The 15,791-nt window shown below is 31.4% G+C and carries 17 protein-coding genes and 1 tRNA gene; 11 read left to right on the top strand and 7 right to left on the bottom strand.

The genetic code is table 11. From position 1 onward, the window contains the following. Nucleotides 1-5 precede the first annotated feature (5 nt). Both glyS and C5F49_RS00455 read right to left on the bottom strand, forming a co-directional pair. Nucleotides 6-1,463, bottom strand: a complete 1,458-nt coding sequence (gene glyS, locus C5F49_RS00450) for a glycine--tRNA ligase (RefSeq protein ID WP_179362812.1) — start codon at nucleotides 1,461-1,463, stop codon at nucleotides 6-8. Nucleotides 1,464-1,494: 31 nt separating this feature from the next. Then, on the bottom strand, nucleotides 1,495-2,334 hold the full coding sequence (locus C5F49_RS00455) for a deoxyribonuclease IV (RefSeq protein WP_179362813.1): 840 nt from the start codon (nucleotides 2,332-2,334) through the stop codon (nucleotides 1,495-1,497). 84 nt (nucleotides 2,335-2,418) lie between these two features. Between C5F49_RS00455 and C5F49_RS00460 the strand changes: the two genes are divergently transcribed. Genes C5F49_RS00460 through C5F49_RS00480 form a run of 5 tightly spaced genes read left to right on the top strand, consistent with a single transcriptional unit; the run spans nucleotide 2,419 to nucleotide 9,011 of the window. Next, nucleotides 2,419-3,444, top strand: coding sequence for a DNA primase (locus tag C5F49_RS00460; RefSeq protein WP_179362814.1), 1,026 nt, complete (start codon nucleotides 2,419-2,421; stop codon nucleotides 3,442-3,444). Beyond that, nucleotides 3,444-4,565, top strand: coding sequence for a DNA primase small subunit domain-containing protein (locus C5F49_RS00465; protein ID WP_179362815.1), 1,122 nt, complete (start codon nucleotides 3,444-3,446; stop codon nucleotides 4,563-4,565). The genes C5F49_RS00460 and C5F49_RS00465 overlap by 1 nt, the downstream gene beginning before the upstream one ends. A 47-nt stretch (nucleotides 4,566-4,612) precedes the next feature. Further along, the gene (locus tag C5F49_RS00470) at nucleotides 4,613-7,471 is read left to right on the top strand and encodes a UPF0182 family protein (protein WP_179362816.1); all 2,859 of its coding nucleotides are present in this window, start codon (nucleotides 4,613-4,615) and stop codon (nucleotides 7,469-7,471) included. Continuing rightward, complete coding sequence (locus tag C5F49_RS00475) at nucleotides 7,472-8,014, top strand: type 1 glutamine amidotransferase (protein WP_179362817.1); 543 nt, start codon at nucleotides 7,472-7,474, stop codon at nucleotides 8,012-8,014. A 34-nt stretch (nucleotides 8,015-8,048) separates the two neighbouring features. Then, nucleotides 8,049-9,011: a tetratricopeptide repeat protein gene (locus C5F49_RS00480; RefSeq protein ID WP_179362818.1), complete on the top strand. Its 963-nt coding sequence runs from the start codon at nucleotides 8,049-8,051 to the stop codon at nucleotides 9,009-9,011. Here the strand turns inward: C5F49_RS00480 and C5F49_RS00485 are convergent. Then, a tRNA-Gly gene (locus tag C5F49_RS00485) sits at nucleotides 9,012-9,085 on the bottom strand. It lies immediately after the preceding gene. A gap of 52 nt (nucleotides 9,086-9,137) precedes the next feature. Between C5F49_RS00485 and C5F49_RS00490 the strand changes: the two genes are divergently transcribed. Further along, complete coding sequence (locus C5F49_RS00490; RefSeq protein WP_179362819.1) at nucleotides 9,138-9,311, top strand: zinc-domain-containing protein; 174 nt, start codon at nucleotides 9,138-9,140, stop codon at nucleotides 9,309-9,311. On the opposite strand, the gene C5F49_RS09650 is transcribed toward C5F49_RS00490, so the two are convergent. Beyond that, on the bottom strand, nucleotides 9,312-9,434 hold the full coding sequence (locus C5F49_RS09650) for a hypothetical protein (RefSeq protein ID WP_281361117.1): 123 nt from the start codon (nucleotides 9,432-9,434) through the stop codon (nucleotides 9,312-9,314). 74 nt (nucleotides 9,435-9,508) lie between these two features. Here C5F49_RS09650 and C5F49_RS00495 point away from each other — a divergent pair, with 74 nt between their 5' ends. The 5 genes from C5F49_RS00495 to C5F49_RS00515 all read left to right on the top strand — a co-directional run bounded on the left by C5F49_RS00495 (nucleotide 9,509) and on the right by C5F49_RS00515 (nucleotide 14,256). After that, complete coding sequence (locus C5F49_RS00495; RefSeq protein WP_179362820.1) at nucleotides 9,509-9,910, top strand: S6e family ribosomal protein; 402 nt, start codon at nucleotides 9,509-9,511, stop codon at nucleotides 9,908-9,910. Nucleotides 9,911-9,941: 31 nt separating this feature from the next. Next, nucleotides 9,942-11,204, top strand: a complete 1,263-nt coding sequence (locus C5F49_RS00500; protein WP_179362821.1) for a translation initiation factor IF-2 subunit gamma — start codon at nucleotides 9,942-9,944, stop codon at nucleotides 11,202-11,204. Beyond that, nucleotides 11,197-11,565, top strand: coding sequence for a type II toxin-antitoxin system VapC family toxin (locus tag C5F49_RS00505; RefSeq protein WP_179362822.1), 369 nt, complete (start codon nucleotides 11,197-11,199; stop codon nucleotides 11,563-11,565). The genes C5F49_RS00500 and C5F49_RS00505 overlap by 8 nt, the downstream gene beginning before the upstream one ends. A 35-nt stretch (nucleotides 11,566-11,600) precedes the next feature. After that, nucleotides 11,601-12,053 (top strand): YbhB/YbcL family Raf kinase inhibitor-like protein, encoded by a 453-nt coding sequence (locus C5F49_RS00510; protein WP_179362823.1) that lies wholly within the window; start codon nucleotides 11,601-11,603, stop codon nucleotides 12,051-12,053. Between the two features lie 64 nt (nucleotides 12,054-12,117). After that, nucleotides 12,118-14,256 (top strand): STT3 domain-containing protein, encoded by a 2,139-nt coding sequence (locus C5F49_RS00515; RefSeq protein ID WP_179362824.1) that lies wholly within the window; start codon nucleotides 12,118-12,120, stop codon nucleotides 14,254-14,256. On the opposite strand, the gene C5F49_RS00520 is transcribed toward C5F49_RS00515, so the two are convergent. From C5F49_RS00520 to cobO, 3 genes are read right to left on the bottom strand one after another with little or no spacing between them, the layout of a single operon-like run. Further along, on the bottom strand, nucleotides 14,253-14,408 hold the full coding sequence (locus tag C5F49_RS00520) for an RNA-protein complex protein Nop10 (RefSeq protein ID WP_179362825.1): 156 nt from the start codon (nucleotides 14,406-14,408) through the stop codon (nucleotides 14,253-14,255). The two genes, C5F49_RS00515 and C5F49_RS00520, sit on opposite strands and share 4 nt — an antisense overlap. A gap of 1 nt (nucleotide 14,409) precedes the next feature. Next, nucleotides 14,410-15,207 carry a translation initiation factor IF-2 subunit alpha gene (locus tag C5F49_RS00525; RefSeq protein WP_179362826.1) on the bottom strand — a complete coding sequence of 266 codons (798 nt, stop codon included), beginning with the start codon at nucleotides 15,205-15,207 and terminating at the stop codon, nucleotides 14,410-14,412. A gap of 41 nt (nucleotides 15,208-15,248) precedes the next feature. After that, nucleotides 15,249-15,782, bottom strand: coding sequence for a cob(I)yrinic acid a,c-diamide adenosyltransferase (gene cobO / locus C5F49_RS00530; protein WP_179362827.1), 534 nt, complete (start codon nucleotides 15,780-15,782; stop codon nucleotides 15,249-15,251). Between the last annotated feature and the right edge of the window lie 9 nt (nucleotides 15,783-15,791).

Genomic DNA, 15,791 nt, shown 5'->3' on the forward strand with positions numbered 1-15,791 from the left:
TAAAATTATGGATAGGCTATTGATTGAATAACTTCAGAATCAAGTTCAGAAATATTAATTCTTTTTTGTTCCATACTATCTCTCATACGAATTGTTACTGTTCCATCTTCTAGTGTTTGATGATCTACTGTAATTGCAAATGGTGATCCTATCTCATCTAGTCTTCTATATCTTCTGCCTATTGCACCAGAGTGATCTAAAAATGCATCACATTTTCTTTTTAATTGAAGATAAATTTCATCTGTTTTTTCTTTTAATCCATCTTTTTTTACTAGAGATAAAATTCCAATATGAACAGGAGACAAGTATGGTTTTAAGGCTAAAACTATTCTTTCATGTTCTTTATCCTCTTTCAAACTATGCTCTAATATTGTATACAAACTTCTGTCAATTCCCATCGAAATCTCAAATACATGAGGTAAAACTTTGTCATCGCCATCCATTATCTCAAATTTTTGCTTGCTTTTTGTTGCATGACTGGTCAAGTCATAGTCAGATCTGTAATTACATGCTACTAGTTCTAGCCAACCAATAGTAGTCTCTACTTCAAAATCAAATGCTACTTCAGCATAGAATGCCTTTTCTTTATCTCCTAATTTTCTAAATCTACTTTTTGTAATATCAATACCTGTTTTCTCATAAAATTCAGTTAAAATTCCCAAGTAATATGCTACAAGCTTGTTAGGAACAACACCTGATTCTACTGCTTCTTTACATGTCATAGAGACCGGATCTCCATCTGTTTGTATTCTTAGAGTAACATCTTGAATCTCTGAAAACTTTTCTACCTCAGATAGGTTATTTGGATTACAAAACACTTCAATCTCTGCTTGATAGAATTCCCTTAGACGAAGTAGGCTCTGTCTTGGTGCAATTTCATTTCTAAAACTCTTTCCTACTTGGGCAATTCCTATAGGAAGTTTTCCTCTCATGGTCTTGTATAGCCTAGGAAAATCTACAAAGATTGATTGACATGTTTCAGGTCGTAGATATGCTTCTTCTTCTTCAGGGCCAATACCTACTTTGAACATCATATTGAAATTTTTTGTCTTATCAAAGTCACCTTTACACTTTGGACATTTGATATTGTTTTGTGAAATTACATTATCGAACTCTTCCAAGTCTGCACTCTCAGGAATTTCTATTTGTGTAAGTTCAGCAATAGTTCTGTCTGCCCTAAATGTTGCATTGCATTTTATACATTTGATTATTGGATCCGCAAAATTTCCTAAATGTCCAGATGCTTCAAAAACTGATTTTGACATAATCTGAGAACCATCAATTTCAAGCATCCCATCTCTTCGGATTAACTCTCTTCTCCATAGTTCTAGAAATTTATTTTTTAAACTAACACCAGATGGACCATATTCCCAAAACCCAGCCTGAGCATCTGCATAAATTTCACAGCTAGGAAAGTAAAATCCACGCTCAAGTGCTAGTTTCATTACTGCTTCATAGTCCATTATTACATCAATTCACTCATGAAATAAATTTCTACGCAAATCCCTTTGCCACTCTAATATTCTCAAAGTCATCTCTGTCATCATCAATAGGGGTTTCTAAAATTATGGGAATTTTTTTCTTATTTGCAAATTTAACAACAGCTGAAATTCCTTTTTCTCCAATTCCACCCAATCCTAAATGATAATGTCTATCTAAATTGCAACCAAGATCCCCCTTTGCATCATTTAGATGAAGAATTTTTAAATTATCAGTTCCTACGTATTTTTCAAATTCTGAAAAAGTTTTCTTTACATTCTCTTCTGTTCTCAAATCATAACCTGCAACAAATGCATGACAAGTATCTATACAAACACCAAATTTTTTTGCTGGTTTTAGTTGTTTGAAAATCTCCCCCAGCTGTTTAAAATCAGAACCAACAGAATTTTTTTGTCCTGCAGTATTTTCTAATAGTATGATTACATCATTTTTTGCTTTTCCAGCTAAAGTTAACCCTTTTACTAATTTTTTAATCCCAGCTTCATCTCCAGTACCTAAATGACTTCCAAGATGAGTTACTAAATATGGAATTCCTAATTGTGCACATCTTTCACTTTCATCAATTAATGTTTTGACAGATTTTTCAAATCCATCCTCTTTTGGAGTTGCAAGATTTGGTAAATATGGCATGTGTGCACAAGTTGCAAATCTATCAATTTTACTTGCTTTGAGTTTTGATTTGAAGCTATCAATGTTTTCTTTGGTGAGTGGCTTTGCATGCCAACCTCTTGGATTTCTTGTAAATATTTGAAATGCGGAGCATTCTCTCTCAACAGCATTGTCTACAGACTTGTCGATGGATCCAGATATTGAAACATGACATCCGATCTGCATATGTGTATTTTCTTAAAACATAATTTAAACCAGCGTCAAAATTCAAAAAATCAGATTTTTAAGTATACTCTGTAAATTACTATCATGTTAGCTCTTGGCCAAGATGAAATTGCAAAATATCCATTCCTAGCAGATGCAGGTCAGTATCTCAAAGATCAAGGATTTTCCCTTGAACAATTTGGTTCAGATCCTGATTTGAAGCAGCTAATTGAGAAGGCATATGACCGGATTTTAGTTGCAGCAGATGGTAAAATCTACAAATCTGATCTAGACGGTGATCATGTTTCAAAGGAAGCTGCCCTTCCTAGAGAGGTTTTTTCATTTCTTTTAGCAATTGTTTTGCTGAAATTAAGTGGGATGCATACTCTAATCAAAAGATTTGCGCTTGCTGAAGCAAGACGAGCAGAAAAATATCTGGAAAAGGATCTTGCAAATATTTCAGATGAATCAAAAAATCAACTTGCAATTAGAGTAATAGATGATCTTTTTTCAGTGCAAGTTGAAAAATCCGACGATTATTTCATTATTCCAGTATCTGATTATCTCAAACATTCTATAAATTTTCATGAAAGAGAATGGAAATTAATCAACAGGCATGTAGAAAATGGCAAAGTGTATCTTTCACCCCATGAAACTGTTAGACTAATAAGAAAAGAATTGGGAACATACATCAATTCAAAAATAATTAATGCAAAAACTCCCACAATGATTCCTGGATTTGAAAATTCAGTAAATAAACTAGTTTCATTATCCAAAAAATTTACCACATACACAGTATCTACTGGAGAATACCCACCTTGCATAAAACATGCAATTGAAATTTTAGAAAAAGGTGAAAACCTTCCGCATTCTGGAAGATTCATGCTTGCAACTTTTCTTCTATCAAAAGGACAAACAGTACAACAAATTGCCCCATTATTCAAAAATGCACCTGATTACAATCCACGTGTTACACTGTATCAGCTAAACCATTTAGCAGGGACTTCAGGTAGTGGCACTCAATACTCTTGTCCATCATGTGAGAAATTAAAAACTCAAAGTTTGTGTTTTGCTATTCCTGAATGTGATAACATCATTAATCCCTTACAATTTGGAAGGAAGAAAAAATAATGCAAGAAGCAGATTTGCAATTTTTAGAAGGTTCTTTCAAAAAATATTATTTTAATCATTTTGATCTAATCAAAGTTCCAGAGAGAACATCTGAAAGAGAATTTGGTTACCAGAAATTTAATTCAGGAATGACTAGACATATTCCCATTAAAGATGATAAAGAATTACATCTGATGCTGATACAAAACATTCCATCTGATGTTTATTGTTCCAACGCATACTATACATTCCCAAATTTACCAATGAATGAAAAGGATTGGAAAGAGGCTGATCTAATTTTTGATATTGATGCAAAAGATCTTAATTTACCATGCAGAGAAGGACACACAGTATCAATTTGTAATGAATGCAATGAAGTATCTAAAACTTTAACTCAATGTTTAAAATGTAATTCATCAAAGTTAGAAAAAAAATCACTACCATGTAAAAATTGTATTGGTGCTTCAAAAATTGAAGTTAAAAAATTATCCGAAGTGCTAATTCATGATCTTGCAATTGCTAAAGAAAACATTCAAGTATTTTTTTCTGGTAATGAGGGATTTCATGTTTATGTTTATAATTCACAATTTCAAGAAATTGGTTCTAGAGAAAGATCTGAATTAACTGATTACATCTCTCTTCGTGGAGCAATCCCTGAAACATTTGGAATTAGAAAACTTAAACAAGATCGTGCTGCACTTCCTAACTTTGATGATCGGGGTTGGAGAGGCAGATTCTCAAAATATGTTTTTGGTTCCAAGTCAAAACGCTCAAAAATAGTTACAGAATTACTTTCAAATGGCTATTCTTCTTTTCAAAAAACCTTGGATGATGTTTCAGAAAACATTGGAGTGAAAATTGATCCAAATGTTACTATGGATATACACAGAATTTTTAGATTACCAGGATCTATTAATAGTAAAAGTGGACTCACAAAAATCCAATGTGATGATTTAGAAAACTTTGATCCGTATACTGAAGCATCTTTTCTTAGTGATGATGCAGTAGAAGTTATTGCAAATTGCCCCATTGAATTTAAATTAAAAAACAAAAAATTTGGACCATATCTAAACGAAAAAATCACGGTTCCAACATTTGCCGCAGTCTATATGATTTGTAAAAAACTTGCCAGAATAGCTTGATTTTGCCGGTAAGACATTAATTTACCGAATCTAAAGAAAATTCAGTTTTGTATAGCGCCTCTACTGATAAACAAGCTCCGCCTCCTGATGCTGGAAAATACATCAGATTAGGCATTGTTGCAATTATTGGAATAGTCATTTTCACAATGGTTGGAAATCAGGCAGTTATTCTATCAATGAATTTTACAGAATTTGGAGATCAATTTACCAAACCTCTCTACTATACACTTGTTTCAACAATAATTCTTTCTGCCATTGCTCTTATTCGAGTTAACATTGTAGGAAGATCATCAATTTTCTGGTATGCAATTAGCACAGGAATAGGATTTTTAGGAAGTGGGGGACAGCAGCCAATTACAAATACTCTAAAAAGTTTTAGAGATTACAAATTATCATCAGTACAATTTGTAATTTGGCAAATTACAAAGATCTTGCTTTTCGGAGCTTTCTTTGCAAATATTATGTTTGGATTTGCAGCAATGTCATTTATTGATGGAAATACTTTGGGAATTGAAAATTTACCTTCCTTGTTTACTTTACCTTTTGTAACTCCTGATAATAATCCAAACTATGCTGCAGAAAATGTCGTTCCGATGATTCCAGCTTTAGTAATATTAATTCCACCCTTACTTGCAGCTATTGGACTTCGTTTATTTTTGTATGTTGGAATTCATAGAATAATTAATGTAGTTACATCTTATCTCCAAGATTCAAATGAAGGAAAACCACGATATTTAAATTATGTTTCAACTATTGAGGGAATAATAGGTATTGGAATAATTTGGGCAGGAATTAATCTATTCTTCACAGATCAAATTGATTACAATACAAGATATGTAATTGGAGGTACTCTTGTCATAGGTTTTGCATTAATTGCGTTTTCCCTAGTTGATAGAATTCGAGCACGTGTACTAACTCATATGTTTAAACGAGATGTATACATTAGATTTTTAACAATTCTTGCAATTGCAATTATTGTAGCTGGTGTTGTTTCAGTAAATAATAGTATTGCAGATGCAAAGAAAATTGAATTTTTAGGACCATACACTGCTCAGCAGATAGGAGTAAATCGTTATCTAGGAGAATTAAATGATGTTCAAGAAAATATTCATGACGTTCAACTGACATCTGTTTCTGCAAATAATATCAAAAATTATGTAAAACAAAATAGTGATGTTCTTGATGTTATTCGAGTTTGGGATTGGGAAGCAGCATTTGCCAAATTAAAACCTGAGATAGGTCTTATCCCATATGTAGACTTTGAAGATAATGATATTCTTCGCTTTAACAATACATTATACTGGACTGCTTCAATGAAGCCAATTTTACCTACTTCTGTTAGTCTTGAAAATCGATGGTATAATGAACATCTTGTTTATACTCATGTTCCAAATGGATTCCTTACGTTAGAGGCTACTGATGGACAAATTATTGACAGTGGTAAATTTTTCAAACAAAGAGAAATTTACTATGGAGAAGGAGGATTATTTGAGCAAACCTGGTCTGGTTATCCTAACTCAAGAGATGCCCAAAATAGTGCAGAACTTGGAGGCGTTTCATATTCTGGTTTAGGTGGATTGGATGTTTCACCTCCATTGAGTTGGATTTTTGAGCCAAACTTTTTGTTATCATTTCCAGGCGAATCAGTTCACATTATGAGATACAAAGATGTCCATGACAGAATGGAAGTATTGTATCCTTATTTCTTGTATGATTTATTTGGAAAAGAATTAGATTCACTTCCTGTAACTGATGGAAAAAATTCCTATTGGCTAATCCCATTAATTATTGGATTTGATACAGGTGATGTTCCTTGGTCTGTAGGGAACCCATACTTGCGTCTAGTAGGATATGCACTTGTCGATTCTTACAATGGTGATATTCAATTATTAAAAACTGGAGATGATTTTTTTACTGACATGTTTGCAAGCCAATATGATGAGCAATTCCAACCAATGCCTTCATGGTTAGAAGAACAAATTAGATACCCTGTAGAATTATTTAATTGGAAAACTGAAATGTACAATATTTACCATGTAACTAACGTTGAGACATTTATTCAAGCAAATGAATTCTATGAAATTCCTCGAGGCCTTGATACCTATTATGTTGAAGCGAAACCTCCTGGATTTACTCAAACAGAATTCTTAGGATTGCTTTCATTGGAATTAAGAGGTTCTCAAGGTAGAAACCTTGCAGGATACATGGTAGTTGAAAATGATCTTGAAAGATTAGGTGATATGCAATTCTATGAAGTTCCATTAAATTCTAGTACTAAACTAATTGGACCTACAGCCGTTAGAGAAGCACTTGATAGAGATCCTGAATTTGCCCAACTGAAGACTTTGTTACGAAATCCAAGAGTTGGTGATAATATTTTATATCGTGTAGGTGATCATGATGTTTACTTTATTCCTGTTTATACTGCAGGTGCAGGTGGAGTAGTTGCCCAATTAGGAACTATTGCAGCAGTAGGTGCTGCATTCAACGGAGAATATTTTGTTGGATTAGGTGAAACGCAAGAAAAAGCATTTGAAGCATACTTGAAGAAAGTTTCTGGTGTAGCTTCAACTACAACTACTGCTGATGATAATTATGTTGAATTAGTTAGAAGTGATAGAATTGACATTATAAAGAAGTTATTTGAAACAAATGGTATTTCTGTTTCAGAACCAACATCAATTCAAATTCCATTATCATTTAATGAAGGAGAATTGTTCTTCTTTACTGAAAGTGATCGTGAAGATGCTGAAAAATTCCTATTAGAATTCATTGATGACTTTGTAAAACCACGTAGTGATAGAGTCTTCATGTGGCAAGAGGATACTAACCTCAATATTGGAACTGTATTTGTAAAGGATGGACTTCCAGAGATTCATTATGTCTCAATTGAGGTTGGCAACTAATTGCTTCTGGTTGTCGATAACGGTTCTATCTATACAAAACAGTTAACTGATTTTTTAACCCAAAAAAATATTTTATTTGAAAAACAATCTCCTCAAAGTTTAGGATTAGATTCACTTTTCAATTATGATTCTTTTATTCTTTCTGGACGAAAAAAAAATAAAAAAAAAATAAATGAAATTAATTCTAAAATTATCTCACATTGTATTAAAAATAATAATAAATTATTAGGAATTTGTTATGGTGCAGAAATTTTAGCACTTACTTTAGGTGGTACAATTAGAAAAATTTCTACCCTTCAAAAAGGAATGGAATCAATTCAAATTATCAAAAAAAATTCTATTTGTAATAAAACTATTAATGTTTTTGAAAGTCATAGTTATGAGATTTCTAAATTGCCTACTTTTTTATTTTCAATTGCTAAATCAATGAATTGTAAGAATGAAATAATTCAATATGAGGAAAGACCAATTTTTGGAACTCAATTTCATCCAGAAATGAGTCCTGATGGTAATGATTTAATTGAAAAATTCTGTTCCCTTTGATTGATTTTAATAACTCTTAAAATTTCTTTGTTTAATGGAAGAAGAAAACCATGAATTACTATTACCACTTGTAGATGATGAAAATATTTGTTTACCTTTACCAATTAATGTAGTATCAAAATATTGGAATATTGATTTACCTATGGCAGAAGCCATAGAGTCTGCAAAAAAATATTCTGGATTTGTTGGTAGTATTTTGATTGAGGGAATAGAAATGGCTGAAAGACATGGTTTAACATGTAAAATAATTCATTCATCACTTTCTGAATTAAAAAAAATTATTGATTTAGGAATTCCACCAATTGTAATTCTACCTGGAATCCCTGAAATAACTCAACACGCTTCTGTAATTACAGGATATGATAAACAAGAAAAAACAATTTTACATTACATTCAGAAAGGTAATCAAGAAGGAGAACAACAAGAAGGTGCAATTCCTCAAGATATTTTTGAAAAAGAATGGTCTGAAGAAGGAAAATTATTGTTAATTTTAGCACCTTCTGACATAATTGCATCCATAAATCTAGAAAAAGACTCTAGTGACAAATCAAATAGATTATGCTTTATTTCTGAAAAACAAAATATTTTAAAAAATAACTCTGAAGCACTTGAATCATTAAAACAATCTTTAGAACTTGATCCAAATAATTCTACTGCACTTAATCTATTTGCTGCAATCCTTAACGCTCAAAATTCCCCAGAATGTATAAAATATTATGAGAAATGTTTACAAATCAACAAGAACTCATATTTGACCTATAATGGTATGGGAAATTTTTATCTTAAGACCGGTCAATTCGATAAAGCAGAAAATTCCTACAGTAAGGCAATCAAAATTAATCCAAAACGCTCTGCAAAAATATACAAAAACCGTGCTTATCTTTTGGAAAAACAAAATAAAAATTCTGAGGCAAAAAATGATCTCAAAAATTATTTGAAATTTAATCCTAAAGCTTCTGATAGAGGGATGATAGAACAAACAATTAGAGAATTATAATGCGGAGTGCGGGATTTGAACCCGCGGCCTTCAGCTTGGGAAGCTGACGTCATACCAGACTAAACTAACTCCGCCTAGAATTGTATCATCAATTATGATTAAATATCTTAATTACTATCTCAAAATATGGATGCAAGATGCCCAGAATGTGAAAAAGTTGCAATATTAGATGATGATGTAACTATTGTAAAATGTCCTCATTGTAATTTTGAAGCAGATTATGATACATATCTTGAAATTATGAAAGATCAGGCTATCAACATGTCAGCTGATTACATTCCAGATAGACCTGGAATTTAATTACCAATAATTTCCTTTGTCAGAACAATCTAAATGAGCTCCACAATTTGGGCAAAACATATGACATGCTTGCATGTCTACCATTTTATTATCACATCTAGGACATTTGATCTCTTCTGTCATGCCTATCATTACAAATCTTGATTTAAAAATAATGTCCAAAGGTTAATTAGTCGTTCAACTTTTTTTTGGAATAATTGGCAAACTTCAAACTTACGATCTCAGATATTAAAGGAAAATCAATTTCAAAAGAACTCAAAGATAGTGATGCTAATCCTTTGTTAGGGTTAGAGTTAGGAAATGAAACTGATGCTTCTATTGTAGGATTAACTGGAAAATTAAAACTCACTGGAGGTAGTGACAAATCTGGAGTTCCAATGAGAAATGATATTCATGGTGCAGCAAGAAAAAGAGTTTTACTTTCTAAAGGTGTCGGTTTACAAGATGCAGAATATGGACAACGAAAAAGAAAACTAATGAGAGGCAATTCAGTATCAGAAGAAATCTATCAAGTAAATTGTAAGTTTGATGGAGAATTACCAGTTGAAGCTCCTGTTGAAGAAGCAGCAGAAGAAAAAACTAAAGATAAAAAAGAATAACTTAACATATACCGCTACTACTTTTTGACTCATGCATTGGAGAGAAACTCTTCCTGATTGGTACATCAAAAAATATGGTTATCAGCCATGTGTTAACATTGGTACTGCAGGTCATGTAGATCATGGAAAAACTACTCTGATTCAAGCTTTAACTGGTTCATGGACTAGTGTTCATAGTCAAGAACTAAAACGTGGAATTACAATTCGTGTTGGTTATTCTGATGCAGCATTTTACAAATGTAAAAAATGTGAAGATCCTCTGGGATATTCTACGACTCCAAAATGTAATAATTGTGGAAAAGAAAGTGAATTATCTAGAGTTGTAAGTTTTGTAGATAGTCCTGGACACGAAAGTTTGATGGCAAATATGCTTTCAGGTTCGGCATTAATGGATGGAGCATTACTTTTAGTTGCTGCAAATGAAAAAGTACCAAAACCACAAACTAAAGAACATCTCTTAGCACTACAAACCCTTGGAATCCAACAAATAGTTGTACTTCAAAATAAAGTTGATTTACTTTCGTACCAAGAGGCCCTTGATAATTATAAAGAAATTACAAATTTTGTTAAAGGAAGTTATGCTGCAAAAGCTCCAGTGATTCCAATTTCTGCACAATCTGGATTAAACATTGATGCATTAATTGGAGCTATTGAATCAACAATCAAAACACCCGATAGAGATGAAAAAGCAGATACAGTAATGCATGTTTTACGTTCTTTTGATGTTAATAAACCTGGAATAAAATTAAAAGATATCAAAGGTGGTGTAATTGGTGGAAGTTTAACTCAAGGAGTTTTCAATATTGGTGATGAAATTGAAATTAAACCAGGAATTATGAATGAAAAGAAAAAGACATACGAACCATTACTTACTGAAATTACATCCTTAGGAACTGCTGCTGGTATTGTTGAATCAGTAAAGCCTGGTGGCTTAGTTGCTATAGGAACAAAATTGGATCCTTCAATGACTAGAAGTGATTCTTTTATTGGTTCAGTTATTGGCAAACCTGGAACACTTCCTGATAATTCAACTTTGTTAAAATTAGATGTTAACTTGTTTGATTCTGCAGTTGGTGCTACAGAAGACATTAAGGTACAACCAATTTCATCAGGAGAACTTCTTCGACTTAACATTGGTACTGCACCAGTTTTAGGCACAGTAAAAAAAATAAAATCAAAGAGTGTTGAGATTGAACTTAGAAGGCCTGCCTGTATATTTGAAGGTGGTAATGTAGCAATTAGCAGAAGAATTTCTGAAAGATGGCGACTTATTGGTGCAGGAATAGTTGGTTGAAGTAATCTGTGACACAAGTTTTTTAATTCATCTAGCCACAAACAGAATCAAAAATTTAGATAATCTTGACGTTGAGATTGGTCAGATTAGTTTTGTTGTACCACAAGTAGTAAAAAATGAATTATTTGAATTAGAAAAAAATCCTGAAAAAAAACAAGACGCACAATCAACTCTGAATTATATTAAAAATTTAAAAATAATTCCGATACTTGGTTCATTTGCAGACAAGGAATTACTTGATTATGTTTTAAAAAATAGAGTAATTGTAGCTACAATGGATAAAGAACTAAAAAAACAGATTAAAAATAATGGAAGTTCAATTATGTCTTTTTCAAATAACAAAATCGTTTTAGAATCTTAGAAATATTTAAGATTGAGTAATTATCAATAATTTCAATGACTTTGAGTTTTGAGAGTGAAGCATTTGAAAATGGTGGAGTCATCCCAAAAAAATATGGCTATAAACATGGAAACATTAGTCCTCCTCTAAAAATTAATAAAATTCCTGAAAACACAAAATCTCTTGCTTTGATAATGGATGATCCTGATGCAATGGGAGCTGTCGGTAAAGTTTGGGTGCATTGGGTTGTATGGAATATAGATCCTAAAAATTGTGAGTTTAAAGAAAATTCTATACCGGAATATTGTAGTGAAGGAGAAACTGACTTTGGTGAAATTGGTTATGGGGGTCCAGCTCCTCCAGATAAAGAACATACGTATATTTTCAAATTATATGCTTTAGATAAAAAATTAGATAATATCAAAGGCTCAACTAAACAAGAAATTGAATTATCTATGAAAAATCATATTATTGAAGAAACTATACTTCAGGGAATATTTGCACCTTAATTTAAAATAATTTTAATATTTTTTATACAAAGAGTAATAAACAAAGTTTTTTCAAAAACATTACTTGCAAACAAATACAAAACTTGTTTCTATAGGTAATTTTAATTTAAAATTAAATCATCTTTTAATTATTGGAGTTTTATCTTTAGCATTCACCATATCTTTACTTCTTCGTGCTCAACCTGCCGATTATGGATTTGAACTAAATGAATTTGATCCTTTTTTTAATTATCGCGCGACTCAATATATTGTTGATAATGGAATACCATCATATTTTGAATGGAATGATGATCGTAGTTGGTATCCTCTAGGTAGAGATGTTTCATCAACTTCTCAAGTAACTCTTCATCTAACTGCTGCAATTACATATTGGATTTTTGGAGGTGGGAGTGATCTATATGATTTCACAATTGTATTTCCTGCAATTTTTGGTTCACTATCTGCGATAGTTATTTTTGCATTGGTTAGAGTAATAGGCGGTACTACTGCTGGTTTATTTTCTGCCCTTTTATTTTCGGTCTCATTACCAATTTTAATTCGGAGTCCAATAGGATGGTTCAAATCTGAACCTTTAGGGTTATTTTTTGCTCTTTTAGCAGTGTATTTACTTTTAAGTGGAATATCTTCTCAAAATAAAAAAATAACTATTTCTAAACTTGTAGGAGCTGGAATTTTTACAGCATTTTCTATTTCAGCATGGGGCGGAAACCAATTTTTTATTATGCCTTTAGCCTTTTTCTTTATTGTTTTACCTTTTTTGAGGACGGATCACAAATTCATTATTTGGTCTATTCCTGTTTATACAATTAGTACTATTATTACTTCATTAGCATTTGAACGTGTCAGTTCTAGTTTTATTTTTGGTATGGGTGGAATTTTATTAATATTCTCTACTTTATTTTTAGTATCTTGTATTTTAATTCAAAATAAAAGCACTAAAAATAAAACAAGAAATGGGTTAATATTTTTATTAGCATTTTTAATTATTGTTCCTTTAGTTTTAGTGATAAATTCTGAATCTCAATTTTTACCTTCAGCCAGTCATAGATATCTTAATGCACTGAATCCATTTTTAACAACAACAGATCCATTAGTAGATTCTGTATCAGAACATGCTACCACAACTTTATCTCAATCATTCTTGTTTCATTCAGTACTTATGATTTTTTCAGGGTTAGGAATTTGGTTAATTATTAAAAATATTCAAAATTCAAAGTCTAACTTTATTAAAAATGATATGTTGTCATTTGCTTTAATTTTAGGAATTATTGGAGTATACACAAGTTCAACATTTGTTAGATTAGAAGTTTTTGCATCCGTTTCTATAATTATTTTAGCATCATTAGGTTTAACTGTATTAACAAAAGAATTCTTCAAAGTTGGATTTGATTCAAGAAAATCTATTGGTAATTTAATGAAATTACCTTATGTTGTCGGAATTATTTTTCTTCTTACCGTACCAATGGTTTATCCAGTTGGTTCAGAAATATCGCGAATGATCGATATACCTCCTACAATTTTGAATGGTGGAACTGCTTATACTATATCAACAAATGATTGGCTAGATACTCTAGATTGGATAAAAAATAATACTCCTAAAGACGCTGTTGTAGCAGCCTGGTGGGATTATGGGTACTGGATTTCAACTATGGGTGAAAGAGCTACTTTAGCAGATAATTCAACAATTAGTACAGAGATTATTCAAAATATAGCAAAAATGTTATTGAATAATCCTAATTCATCATGGCATTCTTTAAATGAAATGCAAACAGATTATGTACTTGTTTTTGTTGCTGGTGAAAAATTAAATTTGGATTCTCCTCAATCATTTTATAGATTAGGCGGTGGAGGTGATGAATCAAAGAAACAATGGTTCATGAGAATTGCAGGATTAGATGAATCAAAATATCTGCATGCTGATGGATCAAGTGGTACTGATTATTTCTGGAATGAAACTTTACTAGGTAAAATGTTCCCATTTACTTTATTAGGATATGTAAATCCTAATAATTTGAATCAACAATCTGAAACATATGTAAATGGTATGATACCAATTTATGAAAAAAACATAAAATACACTTCTGATGGAAATGGACCTCTAAAATTAGTTTATACATCACCCAGTTATGTTGAAGAAAAAGTTGGACCTATGATTGGTGTTTTTATTTATGAAGTAAACAAAAATTACCAGCCTGTATCTTAAGAGTATCTTTCAGCTAACCTATATCTCATGTATTTGTCATCTGGTGAAAATTTAGCAGGATGTACTGAAATTGTTTCTTCACTACACTTTGGACATTTTTCTTTTAATGTGTAGTGATAGCACTTTGAACATTTTCTTAGTAAAAATCTCATTTTAGTTTTCTCTTGTCTTCTTTGAATCTTCTCTTGTAAATTTGAATGAACCTTTTTTCTTTTCTATGTTTGTTTCAATTTCCTCTATTATTGGCTTTAATAATTTTTCAGCTGATTTAAAATCTTCTGAAGTAATTGAGAGTCTATATTTTGGTGCACCCAAATATGTGATATCTATAGTGGAATCTTTTTTAATAATATCTAACAATGTTTTTTTAATTATTTCAACACCATTAGACTGATTATTTGTAATTTCCATAATTCCTCTAATTTCAACTGACGGAAGTTTAATTTTTGAACAGATATCTTCAATTACAGTTGCAGTTTTTTTTGCAAGTTTTAATTCTTTGACTGATTCTATTCCATTTCTTCCAATTAATATGAAGGCATCATATACTGAATCAAATTTTGAATAAATATTATCTTCTAATTTTTCAACTTCCTCATCTGATAATTTAGCTTTTTCTTGAACGTTTTGTAACAGAGTTTTACCTTTTTCAAACTTTTTAACTTCTTTTAGTTTTTGTTTTTTCTGATCTTTTGAAACTTGTTTTAATGAGAGATCTATATCTCCTCGTTGAGCATTTACTTTTTTTACAAGAAGAACTTTTTTCTCCCCATCTCTGACAAATCTACTTACTGATCTTATCCATCCAGGAGCAATTTCTGAAATGTGTAAAAATCCTTGAATGTCATCATATTCATCTAGTGTGACATATGCTCCATGATCCATCACTTTGGTAATGGTTGCAAGAATTATTTCCCCTGGTTCTGGCATTTCTTGGATTTCAGTAGACATTTCTTCTAAAACTCACTCATGCGTAAATTAATGTTTGCTGACTAGAAATCAATGCCTTTTTTTGCTTTAATTCCTTGCTGAAATGGATGTTTTATCTCTCTCATTTCTGTTACAAGATCTGCAATTTCAATAACTTCATCTTTAGCATAATTTCCTGTTAATACTAAATCTACTCCTTTCGGTTTTGATTTTATTATATTTAAAACATCATCAACTGAAATTAAATTAAGATTTACTGCATAGTTTATCTCATCTAAAATTACAATATCATAATTTCCTGATTGAATTCTTTCATTACTAATTCTAATTGCTTCTTTTGCCACTTTTTCATGATCTTCTTTTGGACTTTTATCATCAATTATTCCAACAAATCCTTTACCCACTGCAACCATTTCAAATTCAGGTTCAAGTCTCTTTGATGAATCCATTTCACCATAATGCCATGAACCTTTAATGAATTGAATCATACAAGTTTTTTTTGTATATCCTGTTGCACGTAAAGCAATTCCTAAAGCTGCAGTTGTTTTACCTTTACCTTTTCCAGTATATACTATGGTTAAACCATCATTTTCCATAATTTCTAT

This window comes from Nitrosopumilus oxyclinae, assembly GCF_013407165.1.
Classification (GTDB): domain Archaea; phylum Thermoproteota; class Nitrososphaeria; order Nitrososphaerales; family Nitrosopumilaceae; genus Nitrosopumilus; species Nitrosopumilus oxyclinae.